Genomic DNA, 15,156 nt, shown 5'->3' on the forward strand with positions numbered 1-15,156 from the left:
GTTCACGCGTACAGGAGCCACTGTACGGGCGACATCCGGTGTATCCGCAGGCGGCGCCCACTCACACGTACGGATGAATACGCGGCAGACACGGCGAGCGGCGTGCGCCGGGGCCGTTACATTCGCGCCGATCCATCTGGGCGCCCCGGCGTCTGCCGCAAGCAGTGAGGGCAGGAGACCGTAAAGCTGATGACGACGGAACGACCTGGGGACACAACCCAGCAGCGCACTCCAAACCGCCAGCTCGCAGCACTCATCGCCGAAGCCGGATTCTCGAACGCCGGCCTGGCCCGCCGGGTGGATCAGCTCGGCCTGGAACACGGCCTGGACCTGAGGTACGACAAGACATCCGTTACGCGTTGGCTGCGCGGGCAGCAGCCCAGAGGTACCACTCCCGCGCTGATCGCCGAGGTCTTCACCCGGCGGCTCGGGCGGCGGCTGTCCGCCCAGGACCTGGGCCTGGACGCGTGCGCCCCGGTCTACGCCGGGCTGGAGTTCGCGGCGACACCGGCGGAGGCGGTGGACATCGTGAGCGGGCTGTGGCGCAAGGACTCGGGCAGCCACGCGGAACTGCGCAAGATCGCCTTCACCCCGGCGGGCCTCGTGGTGCCCAGCCGCGACTGGCTCATCGGGCGGGCCGACGAACGGGTCGCGCGCGGGCCCGAACCCGCCGCCGAGACCGCAGCACGTGCGGACGGCGTACGGATGCCGCAGCCGGGCCGCCCGGCCCGGCCGGGAGGCCCCGTCGGAGGTCCGGGCGGCCCGGGCGGTCCGGCAGGCGGGGGAGGGGCGGTGCGGGTCCCCGCGCAGGCGCGGGTGGCCTCGATGGCCGCACCGGCGACCACGGCCGCACCCGTGGTGCACCGCCCGCCCGGCGCCCCGGGCGGCCCCGTACGCATGCCGCCGCTGCCCACACCCGTACTGGAGCGGATCGAGCGCGGTCCGGGCCAGAGGGTCACCAGCGGGGACATCGCCGCGCTCCGCTCGGTCGGCGAGCTCTTCCGCGCGCTCGACCACGCCTACGGCGGCGGTCACGCACGTCAGGCGCTGGTGCGGTATATGGAGCATGAGGCCGAACCCATGCTGCGCGGGGTCTACGGCGAGCAGTCCGGCCGCAAGCTCTTCTCGGCGGTCGCGGACCTGACCCGGCTGGCGGGCTGGACCTCCTTCGACATCGCCGCGCACGGCCTGGCCCAGCGCTACTTCGTCCAGTCGCTGCGGCTGGCTCAGGCGGCGGGCGATCGCGCCTACGGCAGCTATGTGCTGGTCACGATGAGCAGGCAGGCGGTCTATCTCGGGCACGGCCGGGAGGCGGTGCAGCTGGCCCGGGTGGCACAGCAGGGCGTCGGCGCCGTCGCACCGCCGACCGTGCAGGCCCTGCTGCACTCGGCCGAGGCGCGCGGGCACGGCGTACTCGGGGAGGTGCGCGCCTGTACGACCTCGCTGGCGCGCGCCGAGCGGGCGCTGGAGGCAGCCCGGCCGGGTGAGGAGGTGCCCGCGTGGGCGCGCTTCTTCGACGAGGCGCAGTTGGCGGACGAGTTCGGGCACTGCCACCGGGACCTCCAGCAGTACCGGGCGTGCGCCCAGCACGCCGAGCGGTCGCTCCAGCTGCGCGGGGCCGGTTACGCGCGCAGCCGCCTCTTCTGCCGGGTGGTGCTGGCGACAGCGCGGCTGGGACTGGGAGAGGTGGAGCAGGCGTGCGCGCTGGCGGCGGAGGCCGCACAGCAGGCGTCGGAGATGCGCTCGGCGCGTGCCCACGAGTACGTCCGCGACTTCGAGCGGCGCCTTGAGCCCTACCGTGATGCGGCGCCGGTGCGGGGCTATCGGGAGCGGGTGGCCGCGCTGGGCTGAGGCGGCCGCGACTCGGCGGTCAGCGAGGGCCCCGGGCGGCGGTCAGGGGCCACCCGGAGCCGCCGGAGCCGCCGGTGTCAGCAGACGCAGAACTCGTTGCCCTCAGGATCCCGCAGCATTGCCGCGAAGTGGTCCTGGCCCGGCTCGGCCAGGACGTCGGCACACTCGGCACCCGCCGCCTCCAGCCGGGCGACCTCAGCCTCGACGCGCGCTCTGCGGGTCTCCAGCGGGACCTCGCGGCCACCGCTCACCCGCAGATCGAGATGCAGGCGATTCTTTACCGTCTTGCCCTCCGGCACCTGCTGGAACCAGACGCGCGGACCCCTGCCGTCCGGATCGACAAGGGAGTCCGCACAGTCGCCCTCGCCCAGCTCCTCCTCGGGCACCCCGATACTCAGCCAGTACGCGCGCCAGCTGGGGAAGCCGGCGGGCGGGGCCTCCGGCTCATAGCCCAGTGCTCGGGACCAGAAGGCAACCAGCGGGCCCGGGTCCGCGCAGTCGATCGTCAGCTGGAAGGTCGTCGGCATGGGATTCCTCCATCAGGCAGGTGTGGCGGTGGGCGCTCTGCAGCGCACCCACCGCCTCCGATCCTGCCCGGCGGCACTGACATCCCGGCGCCGCCGGGGCCGTACCGGCGCTACTTCCGGAGCACGCCCTCACGCGCGCTGGGAATCATGGAGCGGACCAGGCGGCATGTGGTCAGCGAGGGCGGCCGTATGTCGATACGCGCCGCGGTGCCGCGAATCCGCCGATTGGTGGCGCGCTCCGCGGTGTAGACGCCGGAGTCGAGCAGCGCGATGGCGAGGCGCATCGCCTTCAGCTGCCTGTTGTGGGTTTCATACCACTCGCGGGGCTGACCGGCAGGCAGCTTCGCCTTCCGGAGGGGCTTCCTCACGGGCTTCGTCACGGGGCGGACAGTGGCCATCAGCGACCTCCTGGGCGTTGGTGAACCAGCTCTCATTTCTTCTTCCAGAATACCGCCCAGCACTGACAAAAGGCCCTGGTGGAAGGGGAATTCAGGGTCCGTTCAGCAGCTCCCGCAGATGGAGGCAGGCCGCGTGCTCGGTGTCGAAGCAGCCGGTCACCTCCGCACTGCCGCGCTCGTACACACCGGTCTCCCAGCCGCCCGCCCGGCCCCGTCTGAGGAAGAGGAAGTCCACAGGCGGGGGCGCTGGTTCGTGCGTCCCCTCGATCCAGTAGTGGTCGTCGGCCACGCCCGCCTCGCGCAGCGCGAGGCGGAGCCCGGCGCGGTCCATGCGGTCACCGCCCCCGCGTCATGCCGGCCCTCGCCTCATCCCGCCCGGACCCGGGCCAGATAGCCGTGCGCGACCAGCCACTTCACGTTCAGCCGCTCACCCGCGGCGGGCCGGTCGGACGGCGGCAGCAGCGCCGGGTCGAGGAGGATCTGCTGCCCGCCGCCGTCCTGCTCGAACCATGGGGCGATGCTCCCCTGCCAGACGGTGAGCGGACGGCTCACCCGGTACACGTGGTAGTCGCAGGGGAACGCGGGCTCCCTGGTGTTCAGGCTCTGCGGCGGGAGGGCGCGCTCGCCGTAAGCGGCCCCCTCCGGTGCCAGGAAACGGCCGTACTCGGAGCCGAAGCGGTCCAGCTTCTCGCCCTTCTCCAGGCGCGCGGCCCACTTGTCCAGCGAGCCGTTCACCGTGCCGAAGCCGTCGTTGGGCGGGTACTTCCAGCTGCCCGTCTCGGGCGCACCCTGCCAGTACTTCTCCAGGAAGGCTTCGGACGACAGCTTGCCGGTGCGTTCGTAACCGGCAAGCAGGGAGGCGTACGGGCGCTGCCACGGCGAAGCCAGATGCCGGGGACCGAGCCGTGCGTCCCGCTCGAACTCGCCGGTGCACGGGGCGGTCCTCGCCGCACGGGCCTGCCCTGCGCCGACTGCCCCTGCGGTGACAGCCGCAGTGCCGGTGGCGGTGGTGGTGGCGGTGGCCTGACCGGGCAGCCCGGAGAACAGCACGACGACGGTGCCCGCCGCCGCCAAGGTGACGCGGATTCGGTTCACGGACGATTCCTCACACTCGGAACACGGAAGACCGGCAGATCCGCAGACCGGCAGATCCGCAGACCGGCAGATCAGCCGATTGGCAAGCGAACCGTATGTGCGGAATGGTCAACTCCGGGTGTACTGCTGTCGTTTGTCACCCGTACGAGGACTCACGCGACCGCAGGCAGCGCCTCGCCCTCCTTCGCCGCCGGGTGGACGCCGAAATCACGCAGCACCTCGGCCGCCGCCCGGCGGGCGGACGCCAGGGCGCCCTGGGTGCTGGAGGTGTCCCGGTGGTCTCCGCAGACGTACAGCCCGCACAGCACGCGCACCGGGCGCCGCCCGTCGTGCGGTGCGGGCATGGCGGGTACGGCCTGGGGGTCGTGGTGGCTGCCGAGCAGTTGCCAGTGCTCCGTCGGCGTCCGGTAGAGGTCGGCGAGCTGGTCCCGAGCCGCCTTGTCGAGTACGCCCACCGGGTCGGCCGCGGCCCGGCCGAGGACGACGGAGGTGATCAGCGTGCGGTCCGGCCGCGCACGGGAGGGGTCGACGGCCGAGGCGACCCAGGTGTGCGAGACCGGCCCCGAGCGGTCGGCGTCGACAAGGAGCGTGGGTGTGTTCATCGGCGGTTCGGCCGCCGCGTGGTGAAGGACGGTCACCGGGTGGAAATCCGGCACCCGCAGGCCGGGAAGGAGCACGGCGGCGTCCCGCGCCCCGGTGGCGATCAGGACGGCGCGGCAGCGAAGAGTGCCGTACCCGTCCGTGCCGACCGCGTTGGCCGCCACGGAGACCGCCCGTACGCCTCGGCGCACCGTGCCGTCCGGGACGCCTGCCGCCAGGAGTTCCGGCAGCGTGGACGCACCGCCCGCGGGCAGGCACAGCCCCGCGCGGACGAAGCCGCGCAGCGCCAGGTCGGCGACCCGGCTGGAGGTCGACAGATCAGGGTCCGACAGCAGTGCGGCGAGCAGCGGTCCTATCAGCCCGTCCGCCGCGCGTGCCGGGAAGCCGCGCAGGGACAGCGCCTCGGCGGTGGGCGTTTCGGCACGAGCGTGCAGTCTGTCGGCCGGTGTGTTGGCGAGCCGGGCCAGATTCGCGCGCAACCGGGCCAGTTCCAGCGCGTCGGTCACGGCCATGCGCCCGCGCGCGCCGGTGAACGCACGCGCCGCACTGAACGCCCCCCGCGCCCCCGGCCCTCTGCCCGGATGGGACCCCTCGGGGCGTTCCGGCCCGCCGGGGCGCCCGTGGAGCCCGGGGCGTACGGGCCGCACCGCGTAGACCTGCCGCCCGGCGGTCTGCCGCAGTTCGCCGACGCGCAGCCAGCGGTCGCCGGTGCGCAGCAACGCGCCCGGCGTGAAGGGGCGCAGCGCGAGCGCGGAGCCCAGGCCCAGCCCCGGAAGCGCGGCGAGCTCGGGCCAGTCGGCGCCGAGAAGCCCGGGACTGCGGTCCAGCCGGTAGCCGTCCACCTGGTCGGTGGCCATTCTGCCGCCGACCCGCTGCGCGGCCTCCAGCACGGTGACCCGCAGGCCCGCTCGCATGAGGTGGTGCGCTGCGGCCAGTCCGGCCAGCCCGGCGCCGACGATGACGACATCGGCGTCATCGGCGTCCGTACGGCCTGTGCGTGCGCTGCTGATGAGCACGTGCCCTCCCCGTGGTCGGCGCGCGGCAGTAGGGCTTCTCCAGCGGGGACTTGGGCGCCTCACGACGCGACGTCCCGCTGACCTGATGCCCGGGCCGGCGCGAGAATTACCCGAGTTCGGGTCGACCCTATGCAGTCGGAGCGTTGCCGTCAGTAGTGCGCGAGTCAAGCGCCGTCGCACGGCAGCGCACAGGAGCGCGCGGCAGGGCGCATGAGAGGGCGTACGGCAGATATGTGACCGCCGGAACGCGACTGCCGTACGCGTCCTGCGCACCGCGTCGACGCCCGTCCGCGCGGTGCGCGGTGCGCGGGACGGGCCGTCTGTGAGCCCGCCCCGTCGGTCCAGCCGTGCGGCCGGCGCGGTCACTCCAGCGCAGCCCTGATCGCCTCGTCGATGCTGGGGAAGGCGAAGCGGAAACCGGAGTCGAGCAGTTTGCCGGGCAGCACCCGCTGGCTGCCCAGGACGTCCTCGGCGAACTCGCCGAGCGCGATCCGCAGGGCGAAGGGCGGAACCGGGAACGGCGTCGGCCGCCGGAGCACCCGCCCCATGGCGGCGGTCACTTCGCGGTTGGTGACCGGCTCGGGGGCCGTCAGGTTCACCGGCCCGTGGAGATCCGGGGTGTCCAGGAGGTGCCGCAGAGCCGCGATGTGGTCGTGCAGTGCGATGTGGCTCCAGTACTGGCGGCCGTTGCCCAGCCGTCCGCCCAGCCCGGCCCGGAAGAGAGGGAAGAGCCTTCCCCAGGCGCCGCCCTTGCGCGCCACGACGAGCCCGGTGCGCGCGAAGACCGTCCGTACGCCCGCCTCCGTCGCGGGCTCGGAGGCCGCCTCCCAGTCCTGGACCAGGTCCGCGAGGAAGCCGGTGCCGGGCGGGGCGCTCTCGTCCACGGCGCGGTCGCCCGTATCCCCGTAGTAGCCGACGGCCGAGCCGAGCAGCAGGGTTCGGGGCGGGGTGTCCAGTGAGGTGAGGGCCTTGGCGAGGGCGCCGGTGCTCAGGACCCGGCTGTCGCGCAACTCCTGCTTGTAGGCGGCCGTCCAGCGCCGGTCCCCGATGCCCGCGCCCGCGAGATGGACGACGGCCTCGCAGCCGACGAGCCCTGAGGTGTCGACGTACTGCCGCTTGGGGTGCCACTCCACCTCGTCGCCCGCACGCGCCGCGCGCCGTACGAGGCGGACCACCTCGTGACCGTCGTTACGGAGCGAGCTGACGAGAGCCGTGCCGATGAGACCGGTGGAACCGGTGACTGCGATGCGCATACCGCACATCCTGGTGGACGAGCGGGCGAGAGGCGAGGCAGAGTGACGCGCATGGCTCCCACGTTCACTCTTCGCGGCGCTGAGCTCGCCGACGGCACCGCGCTCGCCGAGCTGGACCGGCGCACCTGGTCACCGCTGCACGCCGTCTCACCGCGGCCGCAGCCGCCGTACGCGCCCTTCTTCGACTCCGGCCACCGGCCCTCGCACATCATCGTCGCCGAACTGGCCGCCTCCGGCCAGGCCGGTGGGTCCGGTGGGGCTGGTGGAACCGGTGCGGACGGTGCGGACGGTGCGGACGGTGCGGGCATCGTGGGATACATCCGGGTCGTGCACCCGACCCCGCTGCCCAGCAACGCGCACGTCCGCCAGATACAGGGGCTGGCCGTGGACGGCGCGGCGCGCGGCCTCGGCATCGCGCGGGCCCTGCTGGAGGCGGCGTGCGCGCGGGCGGCTGAGCAGTACGCGTTGCGGATGACCCTGCGGGTGCTCGGGCACAACAAGGCCGCCCGCAGGCTCTACGAGTCTGCGGGCTTCGAGGTGGAGGGCGTGCTGCCGGGGGAGTTCCTGCTGGAGGGGGAGTACGTGGACGATGTCCTGATGGGCCGTCGGCTCACCCGGCGCTGACGCTGCCGCTGCTGCCGCTACCGCCCGAATCGGTCCCATAGCTTCGGGAGCCGCTCCGCCAGCGCCGCGTCGTCCTCCAGGTTGAGCGGGGTGCCGGCCGGTTCGCCGCTGGGCTCGGGCAGCGCCGGATCCGGCAGTACGGTGCCGGTCAGCTGCTCGTACGCCTCGTCCGCCGCGAAGCCCAGATCCTCGGCCTCGCCGTCCAGCTCCCGGTCGAAATCCCCCAGCAGGCCGGCGAGCGAGTCGGCGTCATGCGCCGCACCCTCGAACACCTCCCGCCCCTGGCCGATGAGCCAGCAGCGGAAGGCGTCGAAGACATCGTCGCTGGCGCCGTCCAGCAGAATCCAGGCCGCGGCCCACAGGTCCCACTGGTAGGCCCGCTGGTAGCGGGACTCGAAATGTCGTGCGAATACGCCGACCGCCTCCGGGTCGAGCCGGGTGAGCCGCTCGACCAGTACATCGGCCTGCTCTTCGGGGTCGCCCTCGGCGGCCTCGCGGGCGCTGTCCACATGCTCCCAGAACTCCGTCTCGTCCATCACGGGACCAGCATCGGCCCTTCGATACCCCGTCGCACGCGGAGCGCGGCAGATGCGGCTGTGTCGTTATCGGAACGCGTCCCAACGGTGCGCGACGCTGCCCGCACGAGGGCCGGGGAAACGCGTTCAAAAACCCGGACGTGGGGTGTCGGGTATCGCTGGCACTGTCGCTGCCGTGTCCGGAACCGGCCACGAGAACAGCCAGGGCCACGAGGACGGCCAGGGCCACGAGGACGATGAGGAGCGGTGCATGGAACAGGGCAAGGGCGCGCTGGAAGGCAGGGTCGCGCTGGTCGCGGGGGCGACGCGGGGCTCGGGACGGGCGATGGCGGTGGAGTTGGGCCGGGCCGGGGCGACGGTGTACGCGACCGGCCGCACCACTCGCGCGCACACCAGCGAGGTCGGCAGGGCGGCGGAGACAATCGAGGAGACGGCGGAGCTGATCGAGGAGGCGGGCGGCACCGGCATCGCCGTACCGACGGACCATCTGGTCCCGGAGCAGGTGCGGGCCCTCACCGAGCGGATCGACCGGGAGCAGGGGCGGCTGGACATCCTGGTCAACGACATCTGGGGCGGTGATCACCTGGTCGGCTGGAGCGACAAGATGTGGGAACACGATCTGGCCGACGGCCTGCGCATCCTGCGGCTCGGGGTCGAGACGCACATCATCACCAGCCATTACGCCCTCCCGCTGCTGACCCGGCGGCCGGGCGGTCTGCTGGTGGAGGTGACCGACGGGACCGAGGAGTACAACCGCAACTACCGCCAGCCGTTCTACTACGACCTCGCCAAGTACGCGCCGCTGCGGATGGCACACGGGCTCGCGGGCGAGCTGGCGGAGTACGGGGCCACGGCGGTCTGTCTGACGCCCGGCTGGCTGCGCTCCGAGGCGATGCTCGACACGCACTTCAAGGTGACCGAGGCGGACTGGCGGAAGGGCTGCGAGCAGGATCCGCACTTCGCGATCTCCGAGTCGCCCGTGTACGTCGGCCGTGCGCTGGCCGCGCTGGCAGCGGATCCGGAACGGGAGCGTTTCCGGGGACGCTCGCTCTCCAGCGGCGGGCTGGCCCAGGAGTACGGCTTCACCGACACCGACGGCTCGCGTCCCGACGCCTGGCGGTATCTCATCGAGGTGGTGCAGGCGGGTAAGCCCGCGGACGTCACGGGCTACCGCTGACCCGTCACCGCATCAGCCTCCTGCCTCACCGGCAGCCGTCGTGGCGGCCGGTGAGGCGGGTGCCGTCCGCCGTACGCCCGGACTGCTCGCCGTACAGCGCGGCCATGCGTGCGGCGGCCTCCCGGAACCGGCCGCGCAGCCCGGCGGGCCGGAGGACCTCGCACTCCGGGCCGAGCCCCAGCAGCTGGCTGAAGGCGACGTCCAGGCTCTCCACGGCCAGGGTGACGGTGATCCGCCTCTGCTGATCGCGGGTGCCCCGCTCCAGTGCCTCGTCCGCGGCCGTACGGTCGGTGACGTACCGCAGCTGCCGCGCACCGGACTCCGAGAGCCGCAGCGTCACCTCGTCCCGCAGGATCGAGCGGGCGAAGTCGGCGGCCCGTTCGGCCCAGAAGCCCGGCAGGTCGAAGTTCACGTCCCGCACGAAGCGGCTCCCCGGATCTAGCTCGGCCCCTGCCCGCTCGGCCCCCGCCCCCGTCCCCGCAGCCCACGCCCGCTCCCGGCCCGCCTGGCGGACATCGGTGACGCGGTCCACCCGGTACACCCGGAAGCCCCCCGGCGCACGCGCCACGAGGTACCAGACGCCCGCCTTCAGCACCAGCCCGTACGGCTCCAGCTCCCGCTCCACCTCGCCGTCGCGGCGCCGGTAGCGGACCGCGATACGGCGGTCGTCCCGGACGGCTTCGGCGACGGAGAGCAGCAGCGGTGGTGTCTCCGGCTCCTGCCACCACCCCGGTGCGTCCAGATGGAACCGCTGTGCGGCGGTCTCCTCGGCGTCCGCCAGCTCCGGTATGAGGGCGGCCGAGACCTTCAGCCGGGCCGCGGACCCCGCGTCCGCCAGTCCCATCCCGCGCAGCGCGGCGGGCACCCCGGACAGGAAGAGCGCCTCGGCCTCCGTACGGCCCAGTCCTGTCAGCCGGGTGCGGTATCCCCCGATCAGCCGGTAGCCGCCGGTGCGGCCCCGGTCGGCGTAGACCGGGACGCCCGCCTCGGAGAGGGCCAGCATGTCCCGGGCGACCGTCCTCTCCGACACCTCCAGCTGCCCGGCCAGTTCGGCCGCGGTCATCGATCGCCGTGCCTGGAGCAGCAGCACCATCCTGATCAGCCGTGCAGCGCGCATGGGTCCCAGTCTGCCGTCCCGCACGGGCCGAGGCCGCCGGGTTTCCTGTCCGGCGCGTATTCACGCGAGTACGGGCAACACGGCGCGAACGGAGCCGCCCGGAGCGCGTGCGTGCGGCCTCGCTGTTAACGTGCGGACAATTGCGGTGAAAATAACCAAGGATGAAAAATGCCTCAAAAAGCCCGCGAGCGCTGGGGGTCCCGGACCGGATTCCTCCTTGCCGCGATCGGATCGGCCATCGGCCTCGGCAACATCTGGCGCTTCCCGGCGGAGGCGTACAAGAACGGCGGCGGGGCCTTCCTGCTGCCGTATCTCATCGCTCTGCTGACGGCCGGGCTGCCGTTGCTCATCCTCGAGTACACGGTGGGCCGCAAGTACCGGCGGTCACCTCCCGCGGCCTTCCGCCAACTGGCGAAGCCCGTACAGGTCATCGGCTGGTGGCAGGTGGCGATCTGCTTCGTCATCGCCACCTACTACTCGGTGATCCTCGCCTGGGCGGTGCGCTACGTCGGCTTCTCCGTCGGGGAGCAGTGGGGTGACAACCCCGAGGAGTTCCTCTTCGGCGACTTCCTTCAGGCGGCCGAGACGCCGGGCGATGTGAGCGGTTACGTCGCCGGGGTGTTCTGGCCCCTGCTGGCGGTATGGCTCGTCGTGCTCGTCGTCCTCGCCTTCGGTGTCCGGCGCGGCATCGAGCGGGCGAACATGCTGTTCATCCCGTTGCTGGTCATCTTCTTCGCTGTGCTGGTGATCCGCGCACTCACGCTGGACGGCGCCGCCGGCGGGCTGGACGCGCTCTTCTCTCCCGACTGGTCGGCGCTGGGCGAGGGCAGTGTGTGGGTGGCCGCCTACGGGCAGATCTTCTTTTCGCTGTCCATCGGCTTCGGCATCATGGTCACCTACGCGTCGTATCTGGGGCGCCGCGCCGACCTCAGCGGCTCCGCGCTGGTCGCGGGCTTCGCGAACAGCTCCTTCGAGATCCTGGCCGGCATCGGCGTGTTCGCCACGCTCGGCTTCATGGCCCAGGCCGAAGGGGTGCCGGTCGACGAAGTCGCGACCGAGGGACTGGGGCTGGCCTTCGTCGCCTTCCCGACGGTCATCTCCAGCATGCCGACAGGCTGGCTGTTCGGACTGCTGTTCTTCGTGTCGCTGGCCATCGCCGGTTTCACCTCGCTGGTGAGTATCGTGCAGGTCGTCGTCGCCTCGGTGCAGGACCGCACCGGGATGAGCCGGGTGCCCGCGGTCCTCTCGGTCGGCGGACTGATCGCCGTCGTGTCCCTGCTGCTGTTCTCCTCCGACAACGGCGTCTGGTTCCTCGACGCCTCCGACCACTTCATCAACCAGTACGGCATCGCCCTGGCCGCCCTGGTCTTCGTGGTCGTCGTCGCCTGGTGGCTGCGGGCCCTCCCGCAGCTCCAGGAGCATGCGAACGCGACCTCGGCGGTGCGGCTCGGCAAGTGGTGGCTGTTCTTCCTCGGGCTGGTCACCCCGCTGGGGCTGGGCTGGATGATGGTGGACAGCCTGCGCTCCGAGTTCGACGAGAACTACGGCGGATTCACGGACGACTTCCTGCTCAAGTACGGCTGGGGCGTCGCCATCGGAGCGCTGGTCGTCGGCATCCTCCTCTCGCTGATCCCGTGGAGGCACACCGACGAACTGCCGCTCTCGGAGCCCGGCCGCGGCTCCGGCCCGCCGACCGGTGGCCCAGGGACCAGCGGGACCGGGACCAGCGGCACAGGGACTGCCGGCACAGGGACTGCCGGGACAACCAAGAACGGGACAACCAGGGAGAGGGGCCGCTGATGTCCGCCGCCGCCGTCACCATGATGTGCATCGCCATCGTCATCGTCTGGGGCGGGCTTGTCGCCGCGATCCTCCGACTGCGCAAGCACCCCGACGTGCCGGACGACGACGCGTCGGGGGAACCGGTCTGACCGGCGCACGCACGCCCCCGCCCCGGCGGGTGCCGGGACGGGGGCGTGCGGGTGGTGCGTACGCGGTGGGCCGTCAGGCCAGGCCGTAGTGCTCCGCGGCCTGGCGCACCGTCTCCTGCTTCACCTCGCCGCGGCGGGCGAGCCGGGAGAGCGCGGCGACGACGATCGACTGCGCGTCGACCCCGAAGTACCGCCGGGCCGCCTCGCGCGAGTCGGAGAGCCCGAAGCCGTCGGTGCCCAGCGAGGACCAGTCCTGCTCGACCCACTGGCTGATCTGGTCCGGCACAGCCCGCATCCAGTCACTCACCGCGAGGACGGGGCCGGGAGCGCCCGCCAGCGCGCGCGTGACATACGGGGTCCGCTCCTCGCCTCTGAGCTGTGCGGCGTCGCAGGCGAGCGCGTCACGGCGCAGCTCACTCCAGGACGGGGCGGACCACACGTCGGCGGTCACCCCCCACTCGTCCGCGAGGAGCTGCTGCGCCTCCAGAATCCAGTGGACCGCCGTGCCGGAGGCCAGCAGCTGGACGCGGGGAGCCTCGGTGCCCTCCCCGGCGGCGGAGCCACCGGCGGGTGCCGTCCCCTCGCGGAAGCGGTAGAGGCCGCGGAGGATGCCCTCCTCGACGCCCTCCGGCATCGCGGGCTGCACCTTCGTCTCGTTGTAGACCGTGAGGTAGTAGAAGACGTCCTCGTGCAGCGCCGGGTCCGGGCCGTACATCCGGCGCAGACCATCCCGGACGATCACCCCGATCTCGTAGGCGAACGCCGGGTCGTAGCTGAGCGCCGCCGGGTTCGTCGAGGCGATCAGCGGTGAGTGCCCGTCGGCGTGCTGGAGACCCTCACCGGTCATCGTCGTACGGCCCGCGGTGGCACCGATCAGGAAGCCGCGGCCGAGCTGGTCGGCGAGCGCCCACATCTGGTCGGCGGTGCGCTGCCAGCCGAACATCGAGTAGAAGATGTAGAAGGGGATCATCGGCTCGCCGTGGGTGGCGTAGGCCGACGCGGCGGCGGTGAAGTCCGCCATCGAACCGGCCTCGGTGATCCCCTCGTTGAGGATCTGGCCGTTCTCCGCTTCCTTGTAGTACAGCAGCTGGTCGCGGTCGACCGGGTCGTAGGTCTGGCCGAGCGGCGAGTAGATGCCCGCCGACGGGAACAGCGACTCCATGCCGAAGGTCCGGGCCTCGTCCGGCACGATCGGGACCCAGCGCTTGCCGCTCTCCTTGTCCCGCATCAGATCCTTGATCAGGCGGACGAAGGCCATCGTGGTCGCGATCTCCTGCGAACCAGAGCCCTTGGCCAGCGCCTCGAAGGGCTTCGCGGCGGGCTCGGGCAGCCCGACCGGGTGCACCCGGCGGGCCGGAGCGGGGCCGCCGAGAGCGGCCCGGCGGTCCTGGAGGTAACGCACCTCGGGCGAGTCGGCGCCGGGATGCACGTACGGCACCAGCTCGCCGTCCAGCTTGCTGTCCGGGATGGGCAGCTCCAGCAAGTCCCGCATGGTGCGGAACTGCGCGCCGTCCAGCTTCTTCATCTGGTGGTTGGCGTTGCGCGACTCGAAGCCCGCACCCAGCGTCCAGCCCTTGACGGTCTGCGCCAGGATGACCGTCGGCGCGCCCTTGTGCGCGAGGGCGGCACGGTAGGCGGCGTACACCTTGCGGGGCTCGTGGCCGCCGCGTGAGGTGTGGAAGCACTCGGCGATCTTCGCGTCGGTCAGGAGCCTGGCCATCTCGGCGAGGGCCGGGTCCGCACCGAAGAAGTGCTCCCGGATGTAGGCGACCTCGCGCGTCGCGTACGTCTGGAACTGCGCGTCGGGCACCTCGCGGAGGCGCCGGACCAGGGCGCCGGTGGTGTCGAGTGCCAGCAGTTCGTCCCAGGCCGAGCCCCACAGCGACTTGACGACGTTCCAGCCCGCCGCGCGGAACTGGGCCTCCAGCTCCTGCACGATCTTGAAGTTCGCGCGGACCGGGCCGTCGAGGCGCTGCAGGTTGCAGTTGATGACGAAGGTGAGGTTGTCGAGCCCCTCACGCCCGGCGAGGGCGAGTGCGGCCGTCGACTCCGGCTCGTCCATCTCGCCGTCGCCGAGGAAGGCCCAGACGTGCGAGGTGGAGGTGTCCTTGATGCCCCGGCTGGTCAGATACCGGTTGAAGCGGGCCTGATAGATCGCGGAGAGCGGACCGAGGCCCATCGAGACGGTGGGGAACTCCCACAGCCACGGCATCCGCCTCGGGTGCGGGTAGGAAGGGAGCCCCTGGCCACCGGCCTCCTGGCGGAACCGGTCGAGGTCGCCCTCGCTGAGGCGTCCGTCCAGGAAGGCGCGGGCGTAGATGCCGGGTGAGGCGTGGCCCTGGAGATAGAGCTGATCGCCTGCCTCGGGGGAACCGTCGGAGCCGACGGTCTCCTTGCCGCGGAAGAAGTGCTGGAAGCCGGTCTCGTAGAGCCAGGCGGCGGAAGCGAACGTCGCGATGTGTCCGCCGAGGCCGAAGCGGCTGCCGCGGGTGACCATCGCGGCGGCGTTCCAGCGGTTCCAGGCGGTGATCCGCGCCTCCATCGCCTCGTCGCCGGGTATCTCCGGCTCGGCGGCGGTGGGGATCGTGTTGACGTAGTCCGTCTCCAGCAGCTTCGGCAGGGCGAGGCCGCTGTGTTCGGCGTGCTCAAGGGTGCGGCGCATCAGGTAGGTGGCCCGGTGGGCGCCGGCGTGCTGCGCGACGGAGTCCAGGGACTCGCGCCACTCGGCGGTCTCCTGCGGGTCGCGGTCCGGGAGCTGGTCGAGCTCGCTCGGATGGGGACGTACGGGTTCGGGCATGGTGGCCACCTTCCGGACGGGCGGACAGATGAGCTGGGGGTGTGTGCGGGATGGTCCCGATGACTGGGCAGGACAGGGGGACTCCCCAACGAGCCGACTGTACGCCTGCGATCGATGATCGATCAAAGCTTCCACTGAAATTGGCATTCCGTGCCATGGAAAGGGGCACGGGGTGCCCCGTATCAGGGGTGAAAGCCAGGGCTGAGCCCAGGGCCCGGGACCAGGGCCGGGGAC

The 15,156-nt window shown here is 72.1% G+C and carries 14 protein-coding genes; 5 read left to right on the forward strand and 9 right to left on the reverse strand.

The window, feature by feature from the left end; genetic code table 11:
* Nucleotides 1-189 precede the first annotated feature (189 nt).
* Entirely contained in the window at nucleotides 190-1,851 is a 1,662-nt protein-coding gene (locus LHJ74_RS25660) for an NsdA family TPR-like regulatory protein (RefSeq protein ID WP_260220601.1), read from the forward strand.
* A 77-nt stretch (nucleotides 1,852-1,928) separates the two neighbouring features.
* On the opposite strand, the gene LHJ74_RS25665 is transcribed toward LHJ74_RS25660, so the two are convergent.
* The 6 genes from LHJ74_RS25665 to LHJ74_RS25690 all read right to left on the reverse strand — a co-directional run bounded on the left by LHJ74_RS25665 (nucleotide 1,929) and on the right by LHJ74_RS25690 (nucleotide 6,749).
* On the reverse strand, nucleotides 1,929-2,378 hold the full coding sequence (locus LHJ74_RS25665) for a VOC family protein (RefSeq protein WP_260220602.1): 450 nt from the start codon (nucleotides 2,376-2,378) through the stop codon (nucleotides 1,929-1,931).
* Nucleotides 2,379-2,488: 110 nt separating this feature from the next.
* A complete protein-coding gene (locus LHJ74_RS25670; RefSeq protein WP_260220603.1) occupies nucleotides 2,489-2,776 on the reverse strand; it encodes a hypothetical protein in 288 nt (95 codons plus the stop codon).
* A 91-nt stretch (nucleotides 2,777-2,867) separates the two neighbouring features.
* Complete coding sequence (locus tag LHJ74_RS25675; protein WP_260220604.1) at nucleotides 2,868-3,107, reverse strand: hypothetical protein; 240 nt, start codon at nucleotides 3,105-3,107, stop codon at nucleotides 2,868-2,870.
* Nucleotides 3,108-3,142: 35 nt separating this feature from the next.
* The gene (locus LHJ74_RS25680; protein ID WP_260220605.1) at nucleotides 3,143-3,871 is read right to left on the reverse strand and encodes a TNT domain-containing protein; all 729 of its coding nucleotides are present in this window, start codon (nucleotides 3,869-3,871) and stop codon (nucleotides 3,143-3,145) included.
* A gap of 152 nt (nucleotides 3,872-4,023) precedes the next feature.
* Nucleotides 4,024-5,487 (reverse strand): FAD-dependent oxidoreductase, encoded by a 1,464-nt coding sequence (locus LHJ74_RS25685; protein ID WP_260220606.1) that lies wholly within the window; start codon nucleotides 5,485-5,487, stop codon nucleotides 4,024-4,026.
* Between the two features lie 362 nt (nucleotides 5,488-5,849).
* Nucleotides 5,850-6,749 (reverse strand): TIGR01777 family oxidoreductase, encoded by a 900-nt coding sequence (locus tag LHJ74_RS25690; RefSeq protein WP_260220607.1) that lies wholly within the window; start codon nucleotides 6,747-6,749, stop codon nucleotides 5,850-5,852.
* 42 nt (nucleotides 6,750-6,791) lie between these two features.
* Between LHJ74_RS25690 and LHJ74_RS25695 the strand changes: the two genes are divergently transcribed.
* Complete coding sequence (locus tag LHJ74_RS25695; protein WP_260220608.1) at nucleotides 6,792-7,364, forward strand: GNAT family N-acetyltransferase; 573 nt, start codon at nucleotides 6,792-6,794, stop codon at nucleotides 7,362-7,364.
* 17 nt (nucleotides 7,365-7,381) lie between these two features.
* On the opposite strand, the gene LHJ74_RS25700 is transcribed toward LHJ74_RS25695, so the two are convergent.
* Nucleotides 7,382-7,900: a DUF4240 domain-containing protein gene (locus LHJ74_RS25700; protein WP_260220777.1), complete on the reverse strand. Its 519-nt coding sequence runs from the start codon at nucleotides 7,898-7,900 to the stop codon at nucleotides 7,382-7,384.
* Between the two features lie 250 nt (nucleotides 7,901-8,150).
* Between LHJ74_RS25700 and LHJ74_RS25705 the strand changes: the two genes are divergently transcribed.
* Nucleotides 8,151-9,077 carry an SDR family oxidoreductase gene (locus LHJ74_RS25705; RefSeq protein ID WP_260220778.1) on the forward strand — a complete coding sequence of 309 codons (927 nt, stop codon included), beginning with the start codon at nucleotides 8,151-8,153 and terminating at the stop codon, nucleotides 9,075-9,077.
* Between the two features lie 25 nt (nucleotides 9,078-9,102).
* Here LHJ74_RS25705 and LHJ74_RS25710 read toward each other — a convergent pair whose 3' ends face one another.
* The gene (locus tag LHJ74_RS25710) at nucleotides 9,103-10,194 is read right to left on the reverse strand and encodes a helix-turn-helix transcriptional regulator (RefSeq protein ID WP_260220609.1); all 1,092 of its coding nucleotides are present in this window, start codon (nucleotides 10,192-10,194) and stop codon (nucleotides 9,103-9,105) included.
* A 168-nt stretch (nucleotides 10,195-10,362) separates the two neighbouring features.
* On the opposite strand from LHJ74_RS25710, the gene LHJ74_RS25715 reads away from it, so the two are divergent.
* Nucleotides 10,363-11,994, forward strand: a complete 1,632-nt coding sequence (locus LHJ74_RS25715) for a sodium-dependent transporter (protein ID WP_260220610.1) — start codon at nucleotides 10,363-10,365, stop codon at nucleotides 11,992-11,994.
* Complete coding sequence (locus LHJ74_RS25720; RefSeq protein WP_260220611.1) at nucleotides 11,994-12,125, forward strand: methionine/alanine import family NSS transporter small subunit; 132 nt, start codon at nucleotides 11,994-11,996, stop codon at nucleotides 12,123-12,125. The genes LHJ74_RS25715 and LHJ74_RS25720 overlap by 1 nt, the downstream gene beginning before the upstream one ends.
* Nucleotides 12,126-12,198: 73 nt before the next feature.
* Here LHJ74_RS25720 and aceE read toward each other — a convergent pair whose 3' ends face one another.
* On the reverse strand, nucleotides 12,199-14,922 hold the full coding sequence (gene aceE, locus LHJ74_RS25725) for a pyruvate dehydrogenase (acetyl-transferring), homodimeric type (RefSeq protein ID WP_260220612.1): 2,724 nt from the start codon (nucleotides 14,920-14,922) through the stop codon (nucleotides 12,199-12,201).
* Nucleotides 14,923-15,156 lie beyond the last annotated feature (234 nt).

Source organism: Streptomyces gossypii, from assembly GCF_025165795.1.
GTDB classification, from domain to species: domain Bacteria; phylum Actinomycetota; class Actinomycetes; order Streptomycetales; family Streptomycetaceae; genus Streptomyces; species Streptomyces gossypii.

Excerpts from the sequence above, each read along its gene's own strand:
- LHJ74_RS25660 (WP_260220601.1), top strand. The coding sequence starts at position 190 with ATGACGACGGAACGACCTGGGGACACAACCCAGCAGCGCACTCCAAAC.
- LHJ74_RS25665 (WP_260220602.1), bottom strand. The coding sequence starts at position 2,378 with ATGCCGACGACCTTCCAGCTGACGATCGACTGCGCGGACCCGGGCCCG.
- LHJ74_RS25670 (WP_260220603.1), bottom strand. The coding sequence starts at position 2,776 with ATGGCCACTGTCCGCCCCGTGACGAAGCCCGTGAGGAAGCCCCTCCGG.
- LHJ74_RS25675 (WP_260220604.1), bottom strand. The coding sequence starts at position 3,107 with ATGGACCGCGCCGGGCTCCGCCTCGCGCTGCGCGAGGCGGGCGTGGCC.
- LHJ74_RS25690 (WP_260220607.1), bottom strand. The coding sequence starts at position 6,749 with ATGTGCGGTATGCGCATCGCAGTCACCGGTTCCACCGGTCTCATCGGC.
- LHJ74_RS25695 (WP_260220608.1), top strand. The coding sequence starts at position 6,792 with ATGGCTCCCACGTTCACTCTTCGCGGCGCTGAGCTCGCCGACGGCACC.
- LHJ74_RS25700 (WP_260220777.1), bottom strand. The coding sequence starts at position 7,900 with ATGGACGAGACGGAGTTCTGGGAGCATGTGGACAGCGCCCGCGAGGCC.
- LHJ74_RS25705 (WP_260220778.1), top strand. The coding sequence starts at position 8,151 with ATGGAACAGGGCAAGGGCGCGCTGGAAGGCAGGGTCGCGCTGGTCGCG.
- LHJ74_RS25710 (WP_260220609.1), bottom strand. The coding sequence starts at position 10,194 with ATGCGCGCTGCACGGCTGATCAGGATGGTGCTGCTGCTCCAGGCACGG.
- LHJ74_RS25715 (WP_260220610.1), top strand. The coding sequence starts at position 10,363 with ATGCCTCAAAAAGCCCGCGAGCGCTGGGGGTCCCGGACCGGATTCCTC.
- LHJ74_RS25720 (WP_260220611.1), top strand. The coding sequence starts at position 11,994 with ATGTCCGCCGCCGCCGTCACCATGATGTGCATCGCCATCGTCATCGTC.
- aceE (WP_260220612.1), bottom strand. The coding sequence starts at position 14,922 with ATGCCCGAACCCGTACGTCCCCATCCGAGCGAGCTCGACCAGCTCCCG.